18 protein-coding genes, 2 tRNA genes and 1 riboswitch are annotated in these 13,559 nt (G+C 34.8%); of the genes, 14 read left to right on the forward strand and 6 right to left on the reverse strand.

Features of this window, described 5'->3' with window-relative positions:
* Positions 1 to 48: 48 nt before the first annotated feature.
* From NHE85_RS09315 to NHE85_RS09330, 4 genes are all read left to right on the forward strand, one after another.
* A tRNA-Met gene (locus NHE85_RS09315) sits at positions 49 to 121 on the forward strand.
* A 155-nt stretch (positions 122 to 276) separates the two neighbouring features.
* Positions 277 to 349 (forward strand) — tRNA-Met (locus NHE85_RS09320).
* Between the two features lie 107 nt (positions 350 to 456).
* Entirely contained in the window at positions 457 to 1,041 is a 585-nt protein-coding gene (locus NHE85_RS09325) for a hypothetical protein (RefSeq protein ID WP_252811757.1), read from the forward strand.
* Between the two features lie 244 nt (positions 1,042 to 1,285).
* Positions 1,286 to 1,735 carry a KTSC domain-containing protein gene (locus NHE85_RS09330; protein WP_252811758.1) on the forward strand — a complete coding sequence of 150 codons (450 nt, stop codon included), beginning with the start codon at positions 1,286 to 1,288 and terminating at the stop codon, positions 1,733 to 1,735.
* Positions 1,736 to 1,777: 42 nt separating this feature from the next.
* Here the strand turns inward: NHE85_RS09330 and NHE85_RS09335 are convergent, their stop codons facing one another.
* Positions 1,778 to 2,236: a hypothetical protein gene (locus tag NHE85_RS09335; RefSeq protein ID WP_252811759.1), complete on the reverse strand. Its 459-nt coding sequence runs from the start codon at positions 2,234 to 2,236 to the stop codon at positions 1,778 to 1,780.
* A gap of 89 nt (positions 2,237 to 2,325) precedes the next feature.
* Positions 2,326 to 2,790 carry a hypothetical protein gene (locus tag NHE85_RS09340; protein WP_252811760.1) on the reverse strand — a complete coding sequence of 155 codons (465 nt, stop codon included), beginning with the start codon at positions 2,788 to 2,790 and terminating at the stop codon, positions 2,326 to 2,328.
* A 292-nt stretch (positions 2,791 to 3,082) separates the two neighbouring features.
* On the opposite strand from NHE85_RS09340, the gene NHE85_RS09345 reads away from it, so the two are divergent.
* The 10 genes from NHE85_RS09345 (at position 3,083) to NHE85_RS09390 (ending at position 11,310) form a co-directional block, all read left to right on the forward strand.
* Positions 3,083 to 3,508 (forward strand): response regulator, encoded by a 426-nt coding sequence (locus tag NHE85_RS09345; protein WP_252811761.1) that lies wholly within the window; start codon positions 3,083 to 3,085, stop codon positions 3,506 to 3,508.
* A 190-nt stretch (positions 3,509 to 3,698) separates the two neighbouring features.
* Positions 3,699 to 4,076 (forward strand): lysozyme inhibitor LprI family protein, encoded by a 378-nt coding sequence (locus tag NHE85_RS09350; RefSeq protein WP_252811762.1) that lies wholly within the window; start codon positions 3,699 to 3,701, stop codon positions 4,074 to 4,076.
* Positions 4,077 to 4,157: 81 nt separating this feature from the next.
* On the forward strand, positions 4,158 to 4,958 hold the full coding sequence (locus NHE85_RS09355) for a TIGR00266 family protein (protein WP_252811763.1): 801 nt from the start codon (positions 4,158 to 4,160) through the stop codon (positions 4,956 to 4,958).
* A gap of 170 nt (positions 4,959 to 5,128) precedes the next feature.
* Positions 5,129 to 5,941 (forward strand): hypothetical protein, encoded by an 813-nt coding sequence (locus NHE85_RS09360; RefSeq protein WP_252811764.1) that lies wholly within the window; start codon positions 5,129 to 5,131, stop codon positions 5,939 to 5,941.
* Positions 5,942 to 6,021: 80 nt separating this feature from the next.
* Positions 6,022 to 6,114: riboswitch (TPP riboswitch) on the forward strand.
* A 67-nt stretch (positions 6,115 to 6,181) separates the two neighbouring features.
* Complete coding sequence (thiM, locus tag NHE85_RS09365; protein ID WP_252811765.1) at positions 6,182 to 6,991, forward strand: hydroxyethylthiazole kinase; 810 nt, start codon at positions 6,182 to 6,184, stop codon at positions 6,989 to 6,991.
* On the forward strand, positions 6,981 to 7,610 hold the full coding sequence (thiE, locus tag NHE85_RS09370) for a thiamine phosphate synthase (protein ID WP_252811766.1): 630 nt from the start codon (positions 6,981 to 6,983) through the stop codon (positions 7,608 to 7,610). The genes thiM and thiE overlap by 11 nt, the downstream gene beginning before the upstream one ends.
* A complete protein-coding gene (gene thiD, locus NHE85_RS09375; protein WP_252811767.1) occupies positions 7,607 to 8,443 on the forward strand; it encodes a bifunctional hydroxymethylpyrimidine kinase/phosphomethylpyrimidine kinase in 837 nt (278 codons plus the stop codon). Before thiE ends, thiD begins: the two co-directional genes overlap by 4 nt.
* A complete protein-coding gene (tenA, locus tag NHE85_RS09380; protein WP_252811768.1) occupies positions 8,430 to 9,077 on the forward strand; it encodes a thiaminase II in 648 nt (215 codons plus the stop codon). The genes thiD and tenA overlap by 14 nt, the downstream gene beginning before the upstream one ends.
* Before the next feature lie 73 nt (positions 9,078 to 9,150).
* The gene (locus NHE85_RS09385) at positions 9,151 to 10,338 is read left to right on the forward strand and encodes a retropepsin-like aspartic protease (protein ID WP_252811769.1); all 1,188 of its coding nucleotides are present in this window, start codon (positions 9,151 to 9,153) and stop codon (positions 10,336 to 10,338) included.
* A gap of 276 nt (positions 10,339 to 10,614) precedes the next feature.
* Positions 10,615 to 11,310, forward strand: a complete 696-nt coding sequence (locus NHE85_RS09390; protein ID WP_252811770.1) for an SRPBCC family protein — start codon at positions 10,615 to 10,617, stop codon at positions 11,308 to 11,310.
* Between the two features lie 4 nt (positions 11,311 to 11,314).
* Here the strand turns inward: NHE85_RS09390 and NHE85_RS09395 are convergent, their stop codons facing one another.
* From NHE85_RS09395 to NHE85_RS09410, 4 genes are all read right to left on the reverse strand, one after another.
* Complete coding sequence (locus NHE85_RS09395; protein WP_252811771.1) at positions 11,315 to 11,989, reverse strand: MgtC/SapB family protein; 675 nt, start codon at positions 11,987 to 11,989, stop codon at positions 11,315 to 11,317.
* An 11-nt stretch (positions 11,990 to 12,000) separates the two neighbouring features.
* Positions 12,001 to 12,504, reverse strand: a complete 504-nt coding sequence (locus NHE85_RS09400) for a hypothetical protein (RefSeq protein WP_252811772.1) — start codon at positions 12,502 to 12,504, stop codon at positions 12,001 to 12,003.
* Positions 12,505 to 12,606: 102 nt separating this feature from the next.
* On the reverse strand, positions 12,607 to 12,882 hold the full coding sequence (locus tag NHE85_RS09405; protein ID WP_252811773.1) for a SemiSWEET family sugar transporter: 276 nt from the start codon (positions 12,880 to 12,882) through the stop codon (positions 12,607 to 12,609).
* 103 nt (positions 12,883 to 12,985) lie between these two features.
* Positions 12,986 to 13,246 carry a hypothetical protein gene (locus NHE85_RS09410; RefSeq protein ID WP_252811774.1) on the reverse strand — a complete coding sequence of 87 codons (261 nt, stop codon included), beginning with the start codon at positions 13,244 to 13,246 and terminating at the stop codon, positions 12,986 to 12,988.
* Positions 13,247 to 13,559 lie beyond the last annotated feature (313 nt).

Here is a 13,559-nt window from a genome sequence, read left to right on the forward strand (position 1 = left end):
TTTCCCTTGCAGTTGTCCGTAATGGTTGTATATTTGCACTCGAAACATCGCGGGATAGAGCAGTAGGCAGCTCGTCGGGCTCATAACCCGAAGGTCACAGGTTCGAGTCCTGTTCCCGCTACTAAGAAAGCTTCAGAGAAATCTGGAGCTTTTCTTTTTTACATAGTTCTTATCATGGGATCACAGGAAACAAGCGATAATGATTGTTTAAAATAACAATTTGATAATAATACTATGCAGATGTAGATAAAATGTTGTATATTTGCACCCGAACAGCGCGGGATAGAGCAGTAGGCAGCTCGTCGGGCTCATAACCCGAAGGTCACAGGTTCGAGTCCTGTTCCCGCTACTAAGTAAAACCCATCGGTAAAAACTGATGGGTTTTTTGTTTTATAATTTCACAAATAGTTATCTTTAAGTTTTTCGTAAAATTGTCCATACTTTAAATTTTTAGATATGAAGTTTTTATTATGTGCATTACTATTTCTTTGTTTTTCATTCGGTGAGAATTTTGTAACTGAAGATGTAAATTACAGCCAGCAATTTTTTTTAACGGATATTGATGTACAATTGATTAAATCAAAAATTGACGGTGTGACAACAGGTTTCATACCTAAATCTAAATCAAAATTTTTTCCTGATAAGAAAAAAAATCAGTACTACTCTGGTTATTATTTAATTAAAAAGAGAAAAGATCTGACTTCTTATTTAATAGGAAAACTCATTGTATATGATTCTATAAATCCTAAAATTTATAAAAAGACAACTGAAGAATTTATTGAAATTACATTAATTGATAAAGGTATTACATTGTATGATAAATTTGAAGTAGGGATGTCTCAGGAAAAGTTGTTGAAAATTTTAAATAATAATTATCATAAACACGGGAATACTTTGGAAATTCATGAAAATAAGTTCAGAGCTTTTTTTCAAATCAAAGATGATGTAGTTGTAAAAATTAAAGTTGGTATTTATAGAGATGATATAAATACTGAAAAAATGTTAAGAGAATTTAATTGGGATGTACAAGATGGTTTTTAATAGAATTCATCTAAAATGTATATAAAGAAAATAACTATAAAACTTCGATATTAATAACAAGCGATAAGGTTTGCAAAAATAAATATGCCAAATTGGATTTGATGGTTCGTGTAAATTAATTCGCTATAATAAAGTGTAATCGGTTAATTATCTGATATTTTGAAATTAAAGCTTGCCGCATCATTCTATTTCACTACTTTTGCCGCCGCTAACAAAGGCACATCTACAGGGAGAATATATGAATATGAAAAAAATAGTTGAGTACAGAAAGTTACTTGACGTTACAAAAGCAGCTACACTGAAAGAGCTTAAAACAATATACAGGAACAGTATGAAAGACTGTCATCCTGATACATGCACCACTGATGAAGAACGTCATGCTGCTGAAGAAAAAAGTAAGGAAATTATTGAAGCTTACCACTTTTTGGTAAGTGTAGCTCCTGAAACAGCAGAAAAGAATTTATCTGAGTATAACAAAACTACTTCAGCATCAGGCATACTTGATTTTTATATGGAAAATCAGGCATTGTATATAAACTTTGTAGATGGCAGCTGTTATGAGTACTTTGGCGTACCAAAACAGGTTTATATTAAAATGGTAAATGCTGAATCTCCTGCACGCTTTGCAAGGCGTCATATTTACGGTACATACCTGTACAGAAGTGCAAGCAAAATTGTAGCTAACGCAGAATAATTTTCTCAATTATACTTAAACGTCCCGCTAAGCGGGACGTTTTTAATTTTGTCTTTCGTAAATATAGGTTTTACCATTACCCATATAAGTGAGGTAAAGTTTTTCATCTTTAATTGTAAAAGCAATCAGGCCTTTGGTTCCGTCGTCAAATTTTGCATCTAACACCTGATAGTTATCTTTATCTTTTATTGTAAATGGCCCTGCTTTTACAATGTCAAAAAGAACCTGCATGAAATTGTTTCCTTCTATTTCCAAATAGGCAATCTTAAGGTTTTCTGCATATACTTCAATATCTGCTTTAATGCGGGGTTCCATTGCAGAGCCTAATGATTTTCCGGTTTCAGTTACTGTAGCTTTTCCTGTAGCAATATCAAGGCTTGCGTTTACAGTAGAATATGTTACCAGTTTCCATTTGCCCTGTAAATCTTTTTCTGTAAATTTTTGAGCCCAGGCGGTCATAAAAATCATACAGGTAATTATAGTAAGCATTAACTTTTTCATAAAGATTAAATTCTACGTGATTAGCAAAAATAGAAAAAGCCTTTTAAATAAAAAGGCTTTCCGGATATTCTCTGTAAGGTTAGGTTTTTTTATCCTTTATTAAAAATAAGCTCAGCCGATTGTCCTTGTTCGGATTTTGATAAATGCAGCTGATTATCTTTTAAGAATACTACCATTTCAGACGTTGTTGCATCTGCCCATGTAGCGTTTAGCATTTGGGTTCCGGCTTCATCTTTCAGTGTATAAGTGCCTTTTTTTTCTTTTCCGGCTATTTTTTGCTCAACAGTATTGCCTGTAAATGTGGTAGTAGAATTTTTAAGTTGTTCGGTAGCCTGTTTCATACCTTCATTTATTTGAGCCATAATGTCAGGAGTTAACTGGCTTTTCAGTTCTTCTGAAACTGTAACAAGGCCCGTAGCAAGATCAAGGTAAATACCGCTTGCATTAAAGGCTGCAAGTTTCCAGCTGCCCTGCAATTCTTTTTCACTAACTTTTTGTGCTGAAGCCACAGAACATATGCAGCAGGCAACGAATAGATAAATTATTTTTTTCATGTAATTATTTATAGGAACATAAAAGTATTTTAATTTTTTTAATACTAATAAAGTTTAACACAAAAAAATATTTTTTTTTAAAACAAGTTTGGTTTTATATAATTGTTTATTAAGCTTTTAAATTGTGCAGATTATCGATTAATGAGTGAATTCAGGTATTTTTTAAAACTAAAAACGTAATATTCACGTAATTTTAATTATAATATTTTAAGAATTATATAACATTTTACATTTATTCTTACAACTTTATACAATCCTGATTTCTTTATTTAAAAATTAAATATATTTGGGTATGAAAACAAATGGCGACATAATACTCATTGAAGATGATGCCGAGGATAGAGAAATCCTTATAGAGGCATTTGATCAGGTAATGACAGAAAATAATTATGACAATCGGCTTATTGTTATTGAAGATAGTTCTGTTGTAATAAATTACCTTAAAAGCACTAAGACAGAACCATTTTTGCTGCTGTCGGATATAAATATGCCAAAAATTGATGGTTTTACATTAAGAGATAAAATAAGTATGGATCCTGAACTAAACCAGCGTTGTGCTCCTTATTTATTTCTTACCACGTCAGATACGGTAGATTATATTTCCCGGGCATATCAAAGGTCTATCCAGGGATATTTTGCCAAGCCGGTAACCTTCTCGGGATACAAAAAACTCATTGGAGATATTCTTTCCTATTGGAAATTGAATAAAACGCCTTAGTAGCCTGTTTACAAAATACCAAAGCTTCAGTTTTTTACTGGGGCTTTTTTGTTTAGTAAAAAAATTAGTTAAGGTAGCCGTTTAATTACCTGTTTTATTCAAAAAATAGTATCTTCAATTTTGAAAAACAGTAAGCATGATAAAGAAATACCTTTTTTTATTTTTTTTAATATGTAACGTAAACAAAATTATGGCGCAGACATTATCTGTATCTGATGCTATTGATGATGAGCTTGAAGAATGCCGCGCCCAACCTGAAAACAAAGCTCCTGAAGGGGCTATTTTGTGTGAATATAATGCCCGTATTGCATGGGAAAAAGAAATAGATAAATATTACAAGCTGCTTATGAATATTTTAAAGCCCGATGAAAAGAGGGATTTAAAAATTGCTCAAAGAGATTGGGTAGTATATCGTGATAATGAAATGCTTTTTGCAGGGACATTATATAAAAATAAAAAAAGTAAAAGCTGGCTTGTTATACATGCTGTAAGGCTTACAAATATTTTTCGCAACCGTGCCCTTGAGCTCGAAGAGTATTATGAGATGGCTACCCTTGATGCCGATTAAATTCTATCTATAATTGTAACGAAATATTCTTTCTTTATACTAATAGTATAAATAACAATCCAACAATTTAAAATATATAAAATGCAGGCACACGAAATAGATTACCATATTTATGGTGAAGAAATGCAATATGTTGAAATAGAACTTGACCCGCAGGAAGCTGTTGTAGCAGAAGCAGGAAGTTTTATGATGATGGATAGCGGAATTAAAATGGACACCATTTTTGGTGATGGCTCAAACCAGAGTGAAGGTATAATGGGTAAATTATTTTCTGCTGGTAAACGAATGCTTACAGGGGAGAACCTTTTTATGACAGTTTTTTTAAACCAAAGCAATGATAAACGCAAAGCGAGTTTTGCTTCTCCATATCCCGGAAAAATTGTGCCCATAGATATTACTGATTTTGGAGGTAAATTTATTTGTCAGAAAGATGCTTTTCTTTGTGCCGCAAAGGGAGTTTCGGTAGGTATAGAATTTTCACGTAAGCTTGGCAGAGGCCTTATTGGCGGTGAAGGATTTATTATGCAGAAACTGGAAGGCGACGGTTTGGCTTTTGTGCATGCCGGAGGAACACTTGCCAGAAAAGAGCTGCATGCAGGAGAGGTACTTAAGGTAGATACAGGCTGTATTGTAGGTTTCTCTCCGACAGTGCACTATGACATTGAATTTATAGGAGGTATAAAGAATACTATTTTTGGAGGTGAGGGTTTGTTTTATGCAACCCTTCGCGGACCCGGAGTTGTTTATATTCAGTCGTTGCCGTTTAGCAGGCTTGCAGGAAGAATTTATGCTGCTGCCCCGCAAGGTGGTGGCCAGCAAAGAGGCGAAGGCAGTATTTTAGGCGGCCTTGGCAATCTCCTTGACGGTGATAACAGATTTTAAAACTATATAATAAAGATATAAAAAGGGCTTAGGCCCTTTTTTATTTGGTTTTGTATATTTGACTCTCAAACAACAATGGTAGGGTAAAGGCTTTTTACGCTGTTTTACAGTTGGGCATAACAATTGTTATGAATATTCCGTTTTATATATTTAAAAGAACATACATTATAATGAAAATACGATTATTGCTTTCAACGTCACTTTTTCTAATACTTTTTTCGGTTAAAAGTTTTGCACAGGTAAACAATTGCGATGTAAGGCAATTAAAGGTTGAGACTTATGATTTTGCGCTTAAAAACCTGGATTCTTTAAAGGCATATACTAAAAATCCTTTAGTTACTGTTTCACTTGAATTTAGTGAAAAAGGCGATATCAAAAATATTGACTACTATACCGCTTACGCTGATAAAAATCAAAAGAAAGTAAAAGTTTGGAAAAATCTTGAAACCTTTGTGAAAGAAAGTTTTTCGCATTGTCCTGACTCTCATTTTTATAATGGACGTGAACAGGTGCTTACTGCTATTTTTGCGTTACCATTAACGAAAGAAGAACTTACTAAAGCCAAAAAGGAAGTAGAAAGCGGTGCGGATTATATACCTTTTGGTGAAGAACAAAAAGATATTGACAAAAACAGTAAATATACACTTGAAGTTAAGAATTTTACTGTAGGGAAAAAAACAAATGAGCCCTTAACTAAAGAAGGCGTTTTAGATTATAACAGATCTAAAATGGTTAAGCTTTCAGATATATTCCATATAGCTTTTGAACTGGAAAAGGTCGGAAAAATCACTTATTTAAAATACAAACTTTACGAACGTGTTGATAATAAAGGTGTAATTATTACATCAGAAAACTGGAGGCCTGTAGTAAATGGTAAAGTAAATCTTTCTGTAAAAGGAATCAGAGATACACATCCGGGAGTTAAACATGTGAAAGAAGGTGAAGAATTTGATTTTGATATCCAGATTGCTTTTCATTCATAAAGGAAACAGCATTTAGCAAAAGGGCAGGTATAAAATATCTGCCCTTTTGCATTTTTACAGATACAATCTGTATCTTTGAGTTTTGGCTTTAGGGGTATTCTGAAAAGAATTGAGAGAGTCCCTTTGAACCTGACACGGTTAATACCGACGTAGGGAAAAGCATAGTGATAGTTGAAAACTATCGCTCTACTTCTTTTTTTAAGACTCTATAGCCATATTTTATTTAAATTATTTAAAAATATGAAAGAGTCTCTTTGGAATTCTATTGTTTCTGTCAGGAAAAATGCTCCCCTTGTACACAATATTACCAACTATGTAGTTATGAATACTACTGCTAATGCTTTACTGGCAGTTGGTGCATCGCCTGTTATGGCACACGCACATCCCGAAATTGAAGATATGGTTTCTATTTGCGGGTCGCTGGTAATTAATATTGGTACACTTGATGAATATTGGGCAGAAAGTATGCTTAAAGCAGCTAAAAAAGCACAGGAAACCGGTAAACCCTGGGTTTTAGATCCGGTTGGGGTGGGGGCAACGTCTTACCGTGATGAGGCAGCAGCACAATTATTACAGTATAAGCCAAATATTATCAGGGGTAATGCTTCCGAAATTATGGCACTTGCAAAATTAAATAAGCAAAAAACTAAAGGTGTAGATAGTACACATGCGAGTACAGAAGCTATAGAAGCTGCAAAATGGCTTTCTGATAGTATAGGTAGTGTAGTTTGTGTTTCAGGTGCTACAGATATAATTATTTCTGGGGAGAGACAGGTGCTTTTACATAATGGGCATGAGCTTATGCAACGTGTTACAGGCCTTGGTTGTACTGCAACAGCGCTGATAGGAGCATTTATAGCAAGTAGCGAAGATAAACTCATAGCTACTGCCGGAGCAATGGCTTTACTGGCTATTTCAGGAGAGCTGGCTCAGAAAATAAGTTTAGGTCCGGGTAGCCTACAGGTTAACTTATTAGATAAGCTTTATACAATTACTGAAGAGGAGTTTTACAACAGCCTTAAAACTGAAACCGTTAGCTATGCTGTTTAATAGCCGGCTTTATTTGGTTGTAAGCCATGAAGCCTGTCTGGGTCAGGATCTGATCTCAGTTACTGAGCAGGCTATAAAAGGGGGAGTAGATATGGTTCAGTTAAGAGAAAAAAAACTTACTACTCTTGAATTTACCCAAACAGCTCTTCGGCTTAAAGAAGTGCTGGATAGATATTCGATTCCTTTAATAGTTAACGATAATCTTGATGTGGCAAGAAATTGCAATTCTTCAGGAATTCATGTTGGTAATAATGATATGGCACCGTCTAAAATAAAACAGCTATGGCCAGATTGTGGTACGCTTGGTTATTCAATAGAATATTTAAACCAGTTGGAAAACAGCGAGATAGATTATGCCAACTATTTAGGTATCAGCCCTGTGTTTACTACGCCTACTAAAACAGATACTGTTACCCAATGGGGTATTGAAGGTATAAAAGAAATACGTAAGCGTACTATTAAACCTTTAGTAGCTATTGGCAATATAAATGAAAGTAATGCTTATGAGGTAATAAAATCCGGTGCCGATTGTATAGCTGTTGTTTCAGCTATTTGCGGCGCAGGTAATCCTGCCAAAGCTGCTTGGGCAATTAGGAACGAAATTGAGAAAGCCCTATGAGTAAACAATATAAATATCCTACAGTGTTGACCATAGCAGGTACAGATCCGAGTGGAGGAGCAGGTATTCAGGCAGATCTTAAAACGTTTGCAGCCCTGGGTTGTTATGGTATGAGTGTAATTACAGCACTTGTGGCTCAAAATACCTGCGGAGTAAAAGCCATACATAGTGTTCCTCCGGATTTTGTGAAAGCACAGTTATTGGCAGTTTTAGAAGATATTAAGCCCGACGCCATTAAAATAGGGATGGTACACAGCGTTGAACTTGTAACTGTTATTGCAGAAGTGCTACAACAACATAATGATATACCTGTAGTTTTTGACCCGGTAATGATAGCAACAAGTGGTGATCGTCTTATAGAAGGGGATACGGTAAAGGCAATAACAGAAAAACTATTTCCCCTTTCAATACTTATAACACCTAATATGGGCGAAGCCGGTTTTCTTACAGGTATGCCGGTAAATACTATTGAAGATATGCATACTGCCGCATCAAAAATTATGGCGATGAAACCCGCGACACTGCTCTTAAAAGGCGGGCACTTAGAATCGGAGGAGCTGATTTCTTTACTTGCAGATAGTTCCGGAATCATAAAAAGATTTTATTCAGAGAAAATAAATACAAAGAATATTCATGGATCGGGCTGTACTTTATCCTCGGCAATAGCATCTTTTATAGCAATGGGATTACCATTAGCAGAAGCTGTTGCGCAGGCGCAGGATTATGTGCACGGAGCTATTTATAATGCTGCCGATGTTGTTTGTGGTAAAGGGCGCGGTCCTTTGAATCATTCGTACAATCCACTAAAAATGATTAAAAATGAAATGGTCTGAAAAAGCCTGGGAAGAAATACAGCCAATATATAATAACATTATCAAAATGCCCTTTATTCAGGAGCTGGCAACAGGAACCCTCGATGTAGAAAAGTTTAAATATTATCTTCAGCAGGATGCTCATTATCTTGAATATTTTGCACGTGTACTGGCTGTAATTTCTGCTAAAACAAGAGATGTAGATACAATGCTTGATTTTATACGTTTTTCTGAGGGTGCAATAGTGGTTGAAAGGGCATTGCATGATTCTTATTTTAAAGATTATAATATATCGGACAGGGTAGCAATGTCTCCGGCATGCAATCATTATGTACATTATTTGCAGAGTACAGTATATATGGCAGATTCTGCTGTGGGTATGGCTGCTGTATTACCATGCTTCTGGATATATAAAAAAGTGGGAGATTATATACTCTCTATACAGAAAAAAGAAAACAATCAATATCAAAACTGGATTGCTGCTTATGCCGGTGAAGAATTTGGGCTACTGGTAAATAAAGCTGTTTCAATTTGCGATGAGGTGGCAAAAAACAGCACACCTTCACAACAGCAATGTATGACGGAAGCTTTTATAACTGCCAGCCGTTTAGAATTTATTTTTTGGGATAGCGCTTACAAGCTGGAAAAGTGGTAAATAGTGAAGGTTTATTTGGTATATATTTTGTTATTAAATTGCAATGATTAACCAATACTAACCAAACTTATATATGAGATCACTTTACTTTTTTATTGCCTTATTGTGTTACAGTTCTTTTTATGGTCAGAAAATTAAAACCATGAATAAAGGTAGTGTTAATGCTAAAAATTATTATGTTACTATTCCATACAAAGATATTAGGGGACTTGTTATTGTTGAAGGGACAATTAATGGTAAAACATATAATTTTATGCTTGATACGGGAGCACTTACAGCAATTTCTCCACGGTTGTATAAAGAGCTGAATCTGTTTTCAAAAACAAATCTTGATGTTGATGATTCAAGCGATATTAGAGAGAATATGAAAGTAGTAACTATGCCGGCTATACAATTAAATGGCCTTGCTTTTAATGATATTCCTGCTGTAGTTGCTAATGATAGCCCTTTGTTTGAGTGCCTTGGTATAGATGGTTTTTTGGGAAGTAATTTAATGCGTAACTCTGTGGTTAAATTTTCTTATAAAACCAAAACGGTAACTTTTACAGATAAGTCTAAAACATTGGGAATAAATAAGAAACTAGCTGTTGGCTTATTTAAGGATAAGATGCAGAGTAATCCCCATTTATGGATAGATTTTAATAACGGAGATATAAAAGGGCGTGAAGTGTTACTTTTTGACACAGGTATGACAGGTTTTTATGAAGTATCTTTAAATTCCTATGATACTGTCTTTAAAAAGATAAACATTTTTAATATACTTAATGAAGCTAAAGGAGCAACTTCAATAGGAATTAACGGAGTTGCGGAATCAAACAGACAGTATAGATTATTGCTTCCCCGGCTTAATTTTGCAGGAGGAGTCTTTAACAATATAATGGTAAATACTACAAATGATAATAGATCCAGAATAGGAGCAGAACTATTAAAATATGGAGATGTTATCATTGATTATCCATCAGCGAAACTTTATTTTGAAGCCTATACATCAGGAGAAACCGATCTGTCAGAAAAGTACTGGCCTGTGCAGCCTGTAATTAAAGATGGTAAATTTGTTATAGGTATAGTATGGGATTCTGCTTTAAATAACCAAATAAAAGAAGGTGACGAAATACTTAAGTTTGGGGAAATAAATTATGAATCGCTTTCAATATGCGATGCTTTCACAACTGTTTTAAGACCAAAAAATGAAACAGCTGTATTAGTGCTTAAAGATGCAGATACAGGAGATATAAAAGAAATAGAAATTACTAAAAATTAAAAAAGAGCCCTTAGGCTCTTTTTTAATAATACTATCTGCTAAGAAAAACTGGTAATTGAGCGTTGTTAAATATATCATTGATTGCTATAATGTAAAATGTATAATTCACTTTTCATGAGGCTTAACCTGCTTTGCAGATAATATTTAATAATTCCTGCCTGTTTTGGACTGCTGATAACTGTATAATATTGCTCAATATATTGTTAAAACAAAAGGAATTACACAATGCATTTATTATTTTTAATAATAATTTAAAATGCGCAAATATTCCTTATCATGGCATCAAAAAAACATAAAAATATCGGCAATCTGGAGAGTATAATTTCAATATTAGGAGGAGCTTATCTGCTGTACGATGCTTTTAAGAAAAAAAAGAAAAGTATCCCTCAAATTGGTGCCGGAGGTTATATGCTATATAGAGGTATTAGTGGATATTGTCCTGCAGAAGAAATGAGCAGGCAATTATTAAGCAAGCCTAAAAGGCCTTCGCATTCTAATATAAATGCCCATGTTCGGATGGTTGTTAACAGGCCGATAAAAGAAATATATAATTTTTGGAGGCATTTGGGCAATCTTCCACTATTTATGGAGCATCTTGAAGCAGTAACTGCTCTAGGAGACACACATTCTGAATGGAGAGCTAAATTGCCCGGGGGAGTAGGAAGTGTTAGCTGGAAAGCACAAATTGTGTATGATGAACCTTACAGAGCTATAGGGTGGACTTCTATGCCTGGTTCAGAAATAAAAAATTCAGGTAAAGTAACATTTAAAGATGCAGGGGAATTAGGTACTCTAATTCATGTTGTATTTTCATACGAAGCGCCTTTCGGTATAATAGGTGAGGAATTAGCAAGTATTCTAAATCCTTCTTTTGAAAAGATCATCCGTAAAGACATCCTTGCTTTTAAGCGTTATATGGAAACCGGAACGCCTCAGAAATTACAGCAGGAAACGGTAACTATATATTCATAGCTCCTTATTTTTTCCACGATATTTTTTTTACATATGATTCAGCCTGAAGGCTGTCAATAATATCAAGAAGCCGGTTACTTGCTGATTTTTCAAGCATAACTTCCAGCATAAGGTCTTTTTTCTGCCTTGTAATGGAAAAATTAGCGAAATCGAGATCCTTATCTTCTAAAAGACGATTTATTATTTTACGTGGATTAGTATCGCCTTTTGTATGTATTATAAGTAATTTTTGATGAAACTTGTTGGATATCTTTTTCTGTAGTGGATGAAGCGCCCATAATATTATTAATGAAAAAACCGTTGCAGCACTTGCGGCAAAATACATACCTCCGCCTGTAGCCATGCCTATACCGGCTACTGTCCATAAACCTGATGCAGTTGTTAGGCCAAGTATTGTAGCAGGTTTTCTAAATAATATTGTACCGGCTCCTATAAAACCTATACCGCTCACAATTTGGGCAGCTACCCTCGACGGATCAAGCTCTGCATAAGATTCCCCCACAATATCATTAAATCCAAAAGATGAAACAAGCATAATAAGGGCAGATCCCATAGCTACCATCATATGGGTTCGCATACCGGCTGCCCAGTCTTTACGTTCACGTTCCAATCCTATGGCTGCACCAAAAATGGCGGCTAATGCCAGGCGGAGTACAATTTCTGTCCAGGGGAGATTCATATATAATTTTATTAGCTTTTTTGAGCTTCTCTTGTAGTAACTCTTGAGTTGTTACCTGTACTGCCTGTTCCGGTACCCATACCTGAACCTGCAGATCCGCTATCTCTCATTGGCTTGCCATTTTTATCATATACCCTTCCGTAATCACTATTCTCAATTTTATTAGTAATTTCCTGTTGTTTAGTGGTTTCATCACTATTATTATTGGGTGCGGGCTTATTTGTAGTTGCCGGCTTAGTGTTAGAGGTGGCAGGTGTAGTGTTTTTGCCTTTGCTACCATCACTTGAGGATACTGCATCGATTGATGTTGAGGAAGAGTTCCCATCGTTTATGGTAGCATTATCTGTACTGTCAATACTGTCAAGATTTTCATCTACCGCATAATCATATCCGTTAGGATCTATAGTATTGTGTTTTGATTCACGGCTGCAGCTATTGCATGAAGAAAAGATATTCATACCTGTAACTAGCATAGCGGTAAAAAACACCTGTTTTATTATAGTTGGCTTTTTCATAATATCGGTTTATTAAATGTTAATTACTTTAAATTTATTTAAAATTTTAAAGAAGCTATGCTAACAAAAGTCTAATTAGCAATACTATAACATTTTAAAAAGCTAATTCTCTTTCTCAGGTGAATCTTTATAGATCAGTTTCATGAAAAGTATAATGCCACACAATGCTCCTGCAACAGAATTTGCCAGTATTATAGGAAGATCATTTCGAATTGCACCATAAATTACCCAAAGTACCATACCTGTAAAGAGCATACCATAAGTTATCGCAGACAGACTTTTTACACTGCGTGTTCGTATGACCTTAATAGCCTGAGGTATATTTGCCGCTGTAGTGAAAAATGCAGCCAAAAGTCCTAAGATTTCGATGTAATTCATTTTTATAATAATGTGCTTTTATATAAATATTTGTAATAAACAGCCAAATAAATAGGGGCTCTGTAAAGCCCCTTTGTTTGTAAAGTGTAAAGTTTAATACCATTTATTCAGGATGATTATCCGTTATGGTAATGTTCTTTCCGTCCCTAACCGGCGTTCTTCTGTTTACTAAATGGCTTTCGTGATGAGGGTATCCGCCATTATGAGAAGGACAGGTTGTTTTTGGGAAGGATGCTAGTTCGTCCGGATTGATGATTGCCGGGTCTTCATACGGAAAAATAAAATTGTCGTATGAATTACTCATGCTGTTCGGGTTTCCGCCCAGGTCTCCGAGATCGTGGCGGTTCATTGCGTAATTTGCCATAATCATTTGATTTATAGACTAAAGATACGCTAATTATCTATATAAACATTATTTTGCATGTTAAGGTTTTTTACTATATAAATAATTTATTAAGTTTAAATTTATCATAATATTAAAAAAGAGCTTAAAAAGCTCTTTTTATTTTACATAAATCCATCGCTGTCGGGGTTGTTGTCAGTCCTTATTATATTTCTGCCTTCCCTAACAGGCGTTCTTTTATTTACCAGATGATTTTCACTTTCATGCTCAATTTCTTTTGCATTTACAATATCAGCTTTTTTAGGAAAAGAAGCCAGCTCTCTTGGATTAGTTA

Source organism: Flavobacterium sp. NRK1, from assembly GCF_024054175.1.
Lineage (GTDB): Bacteria > Bacteroidota > Bacteroidia > Flavobacteriales > Flavobacteriaceae > Flavobacterium.

Excerpts from the sequence above, each read along its gene's own strand:
- NHE85_RS09325 (WP_252811757.1), top strand. The coding sequence starts at position 457 with ATGAAGTTTTTATTATGTGCATTACTATTTCTTTGTTTTTCATTCGGT.
- NHE85_RS09395 (WP_252811771.1), bottom strand. The coding sequence starts at position 11,989 with ATGAATCTCCCCTGGACAGAAATTGTACTCCGCCTGGCATTAGCCGCC.
- NHE85_RS09340 (WP_252811760.1), bottom strand. The coding sequence starts at position 2,790 with ATGAAAAAAATAATTTATCTATTCGTTGCCTGCTGCATATGTTCTGTG.
- tenA (WP_252811768.1), top strand. The coding sequence starts at position 8,430 with ATGAAATGGTCTGAAAAAGCCTGGGAAGAAATACAGCCAATATATAAT.
- NHE85_RS09360 (WP_252811764.1), top strand. The coding sequence starts at position 5,129 with ATGAAAATACGATTATTGCTTTCAACGTCACTTTTTCTAATACTTTTT.
- NHE85_RS09345 (WP_252811761.1), top strand. The coding sequence starts at position 3,083 with ATGAAAACAAATGGCGACATAATACTCATTGAAGATGATGCCGAGGAT.
- NHE85_RS09410 (WP_252811774.1), bottom strand. The coding sequence starts at position 13,246 with ATGGCAAATTACGCAATGAACCGCCACGATCTCGGAGACCTGGGCGGA.
- thiM (WP_252811765.1), top strand. The coding sequence starts at position 6,182 with ATGAAAGAGTCTCTTTGGAATTCTATTGTTTCTGTCAGGAAAAATGCT.
- NHE85_RS09390 (WP_252811770.1), top strand. The coding sequence starts at position 10,615 with ATGGCATCAAAAAAACATAAAAATATCGGCAATCTGGAGAGTATAATT.
- NHE85_RS09335 (WP_252811759.1), bottom strand. The coding sequence starts at position 2,236 with ATGAAAAAGTTAATGCTTACTATAATTACCTGTATGATTTTTATGACC.
- thiE (WP_252811766.1), top strand. The coding sequence starts at position 6,981 with ATGCTGTTTAATAGCCGGCTTTATTTGGTTGTAAGCCATGAAGCCTGT.
- NHE85_RS09330 (WP_252811758.1), top strand. The coding sequence starts at position 1,286 with ATGAAAAAAATAGTTGAGTACAGAAAGTTACTTGACGTTACAAAAGCA.
- NHE85_RS09400 (WP_252811772.1), bottom strand. The coding sequence starts at position 12,504 with ATGAAAAAGCCAACTATAATAAAACAGGTGTTTTTTACCGCTATGCTA.
- thiD (WP_252811767.1), top strand. The coding sequence starts at position 7,607 with ATGAGTAAACAATATAAATATCCTACAGTGTTGACCATAGCAGGTACA.
- NHE85_RS09355 (WP_252811763.1), top strand. The coding sequence starts at position 4,158 with ATGCAGGCACACGAAATAGATTACCATATTTATGGTGAAGAAATGCAA.
- NHE85_RS09350 (WP_252811762.1), top strand. The coding sequence starts at position 3,699 with ATGGCGCAGACATTATCTGTATCTGATGCTATTGATGATGAGCTTGAA.
- NHE85_RS09385 (WP_252811769.1), top strand. The coding sequence starts at position 9,151 with ATGAGATCACTTTACTTTTTTATTGCCTTATTGTGTTACAGTTCTTTT.
- NHE85_RS09405 (WP_252811773.1), bottom strand. The coding sequence starts at position 12,882 with ATGAATTACATCGAAATCTTAGGACTTTTGGCTGCATTTTTCACTACA.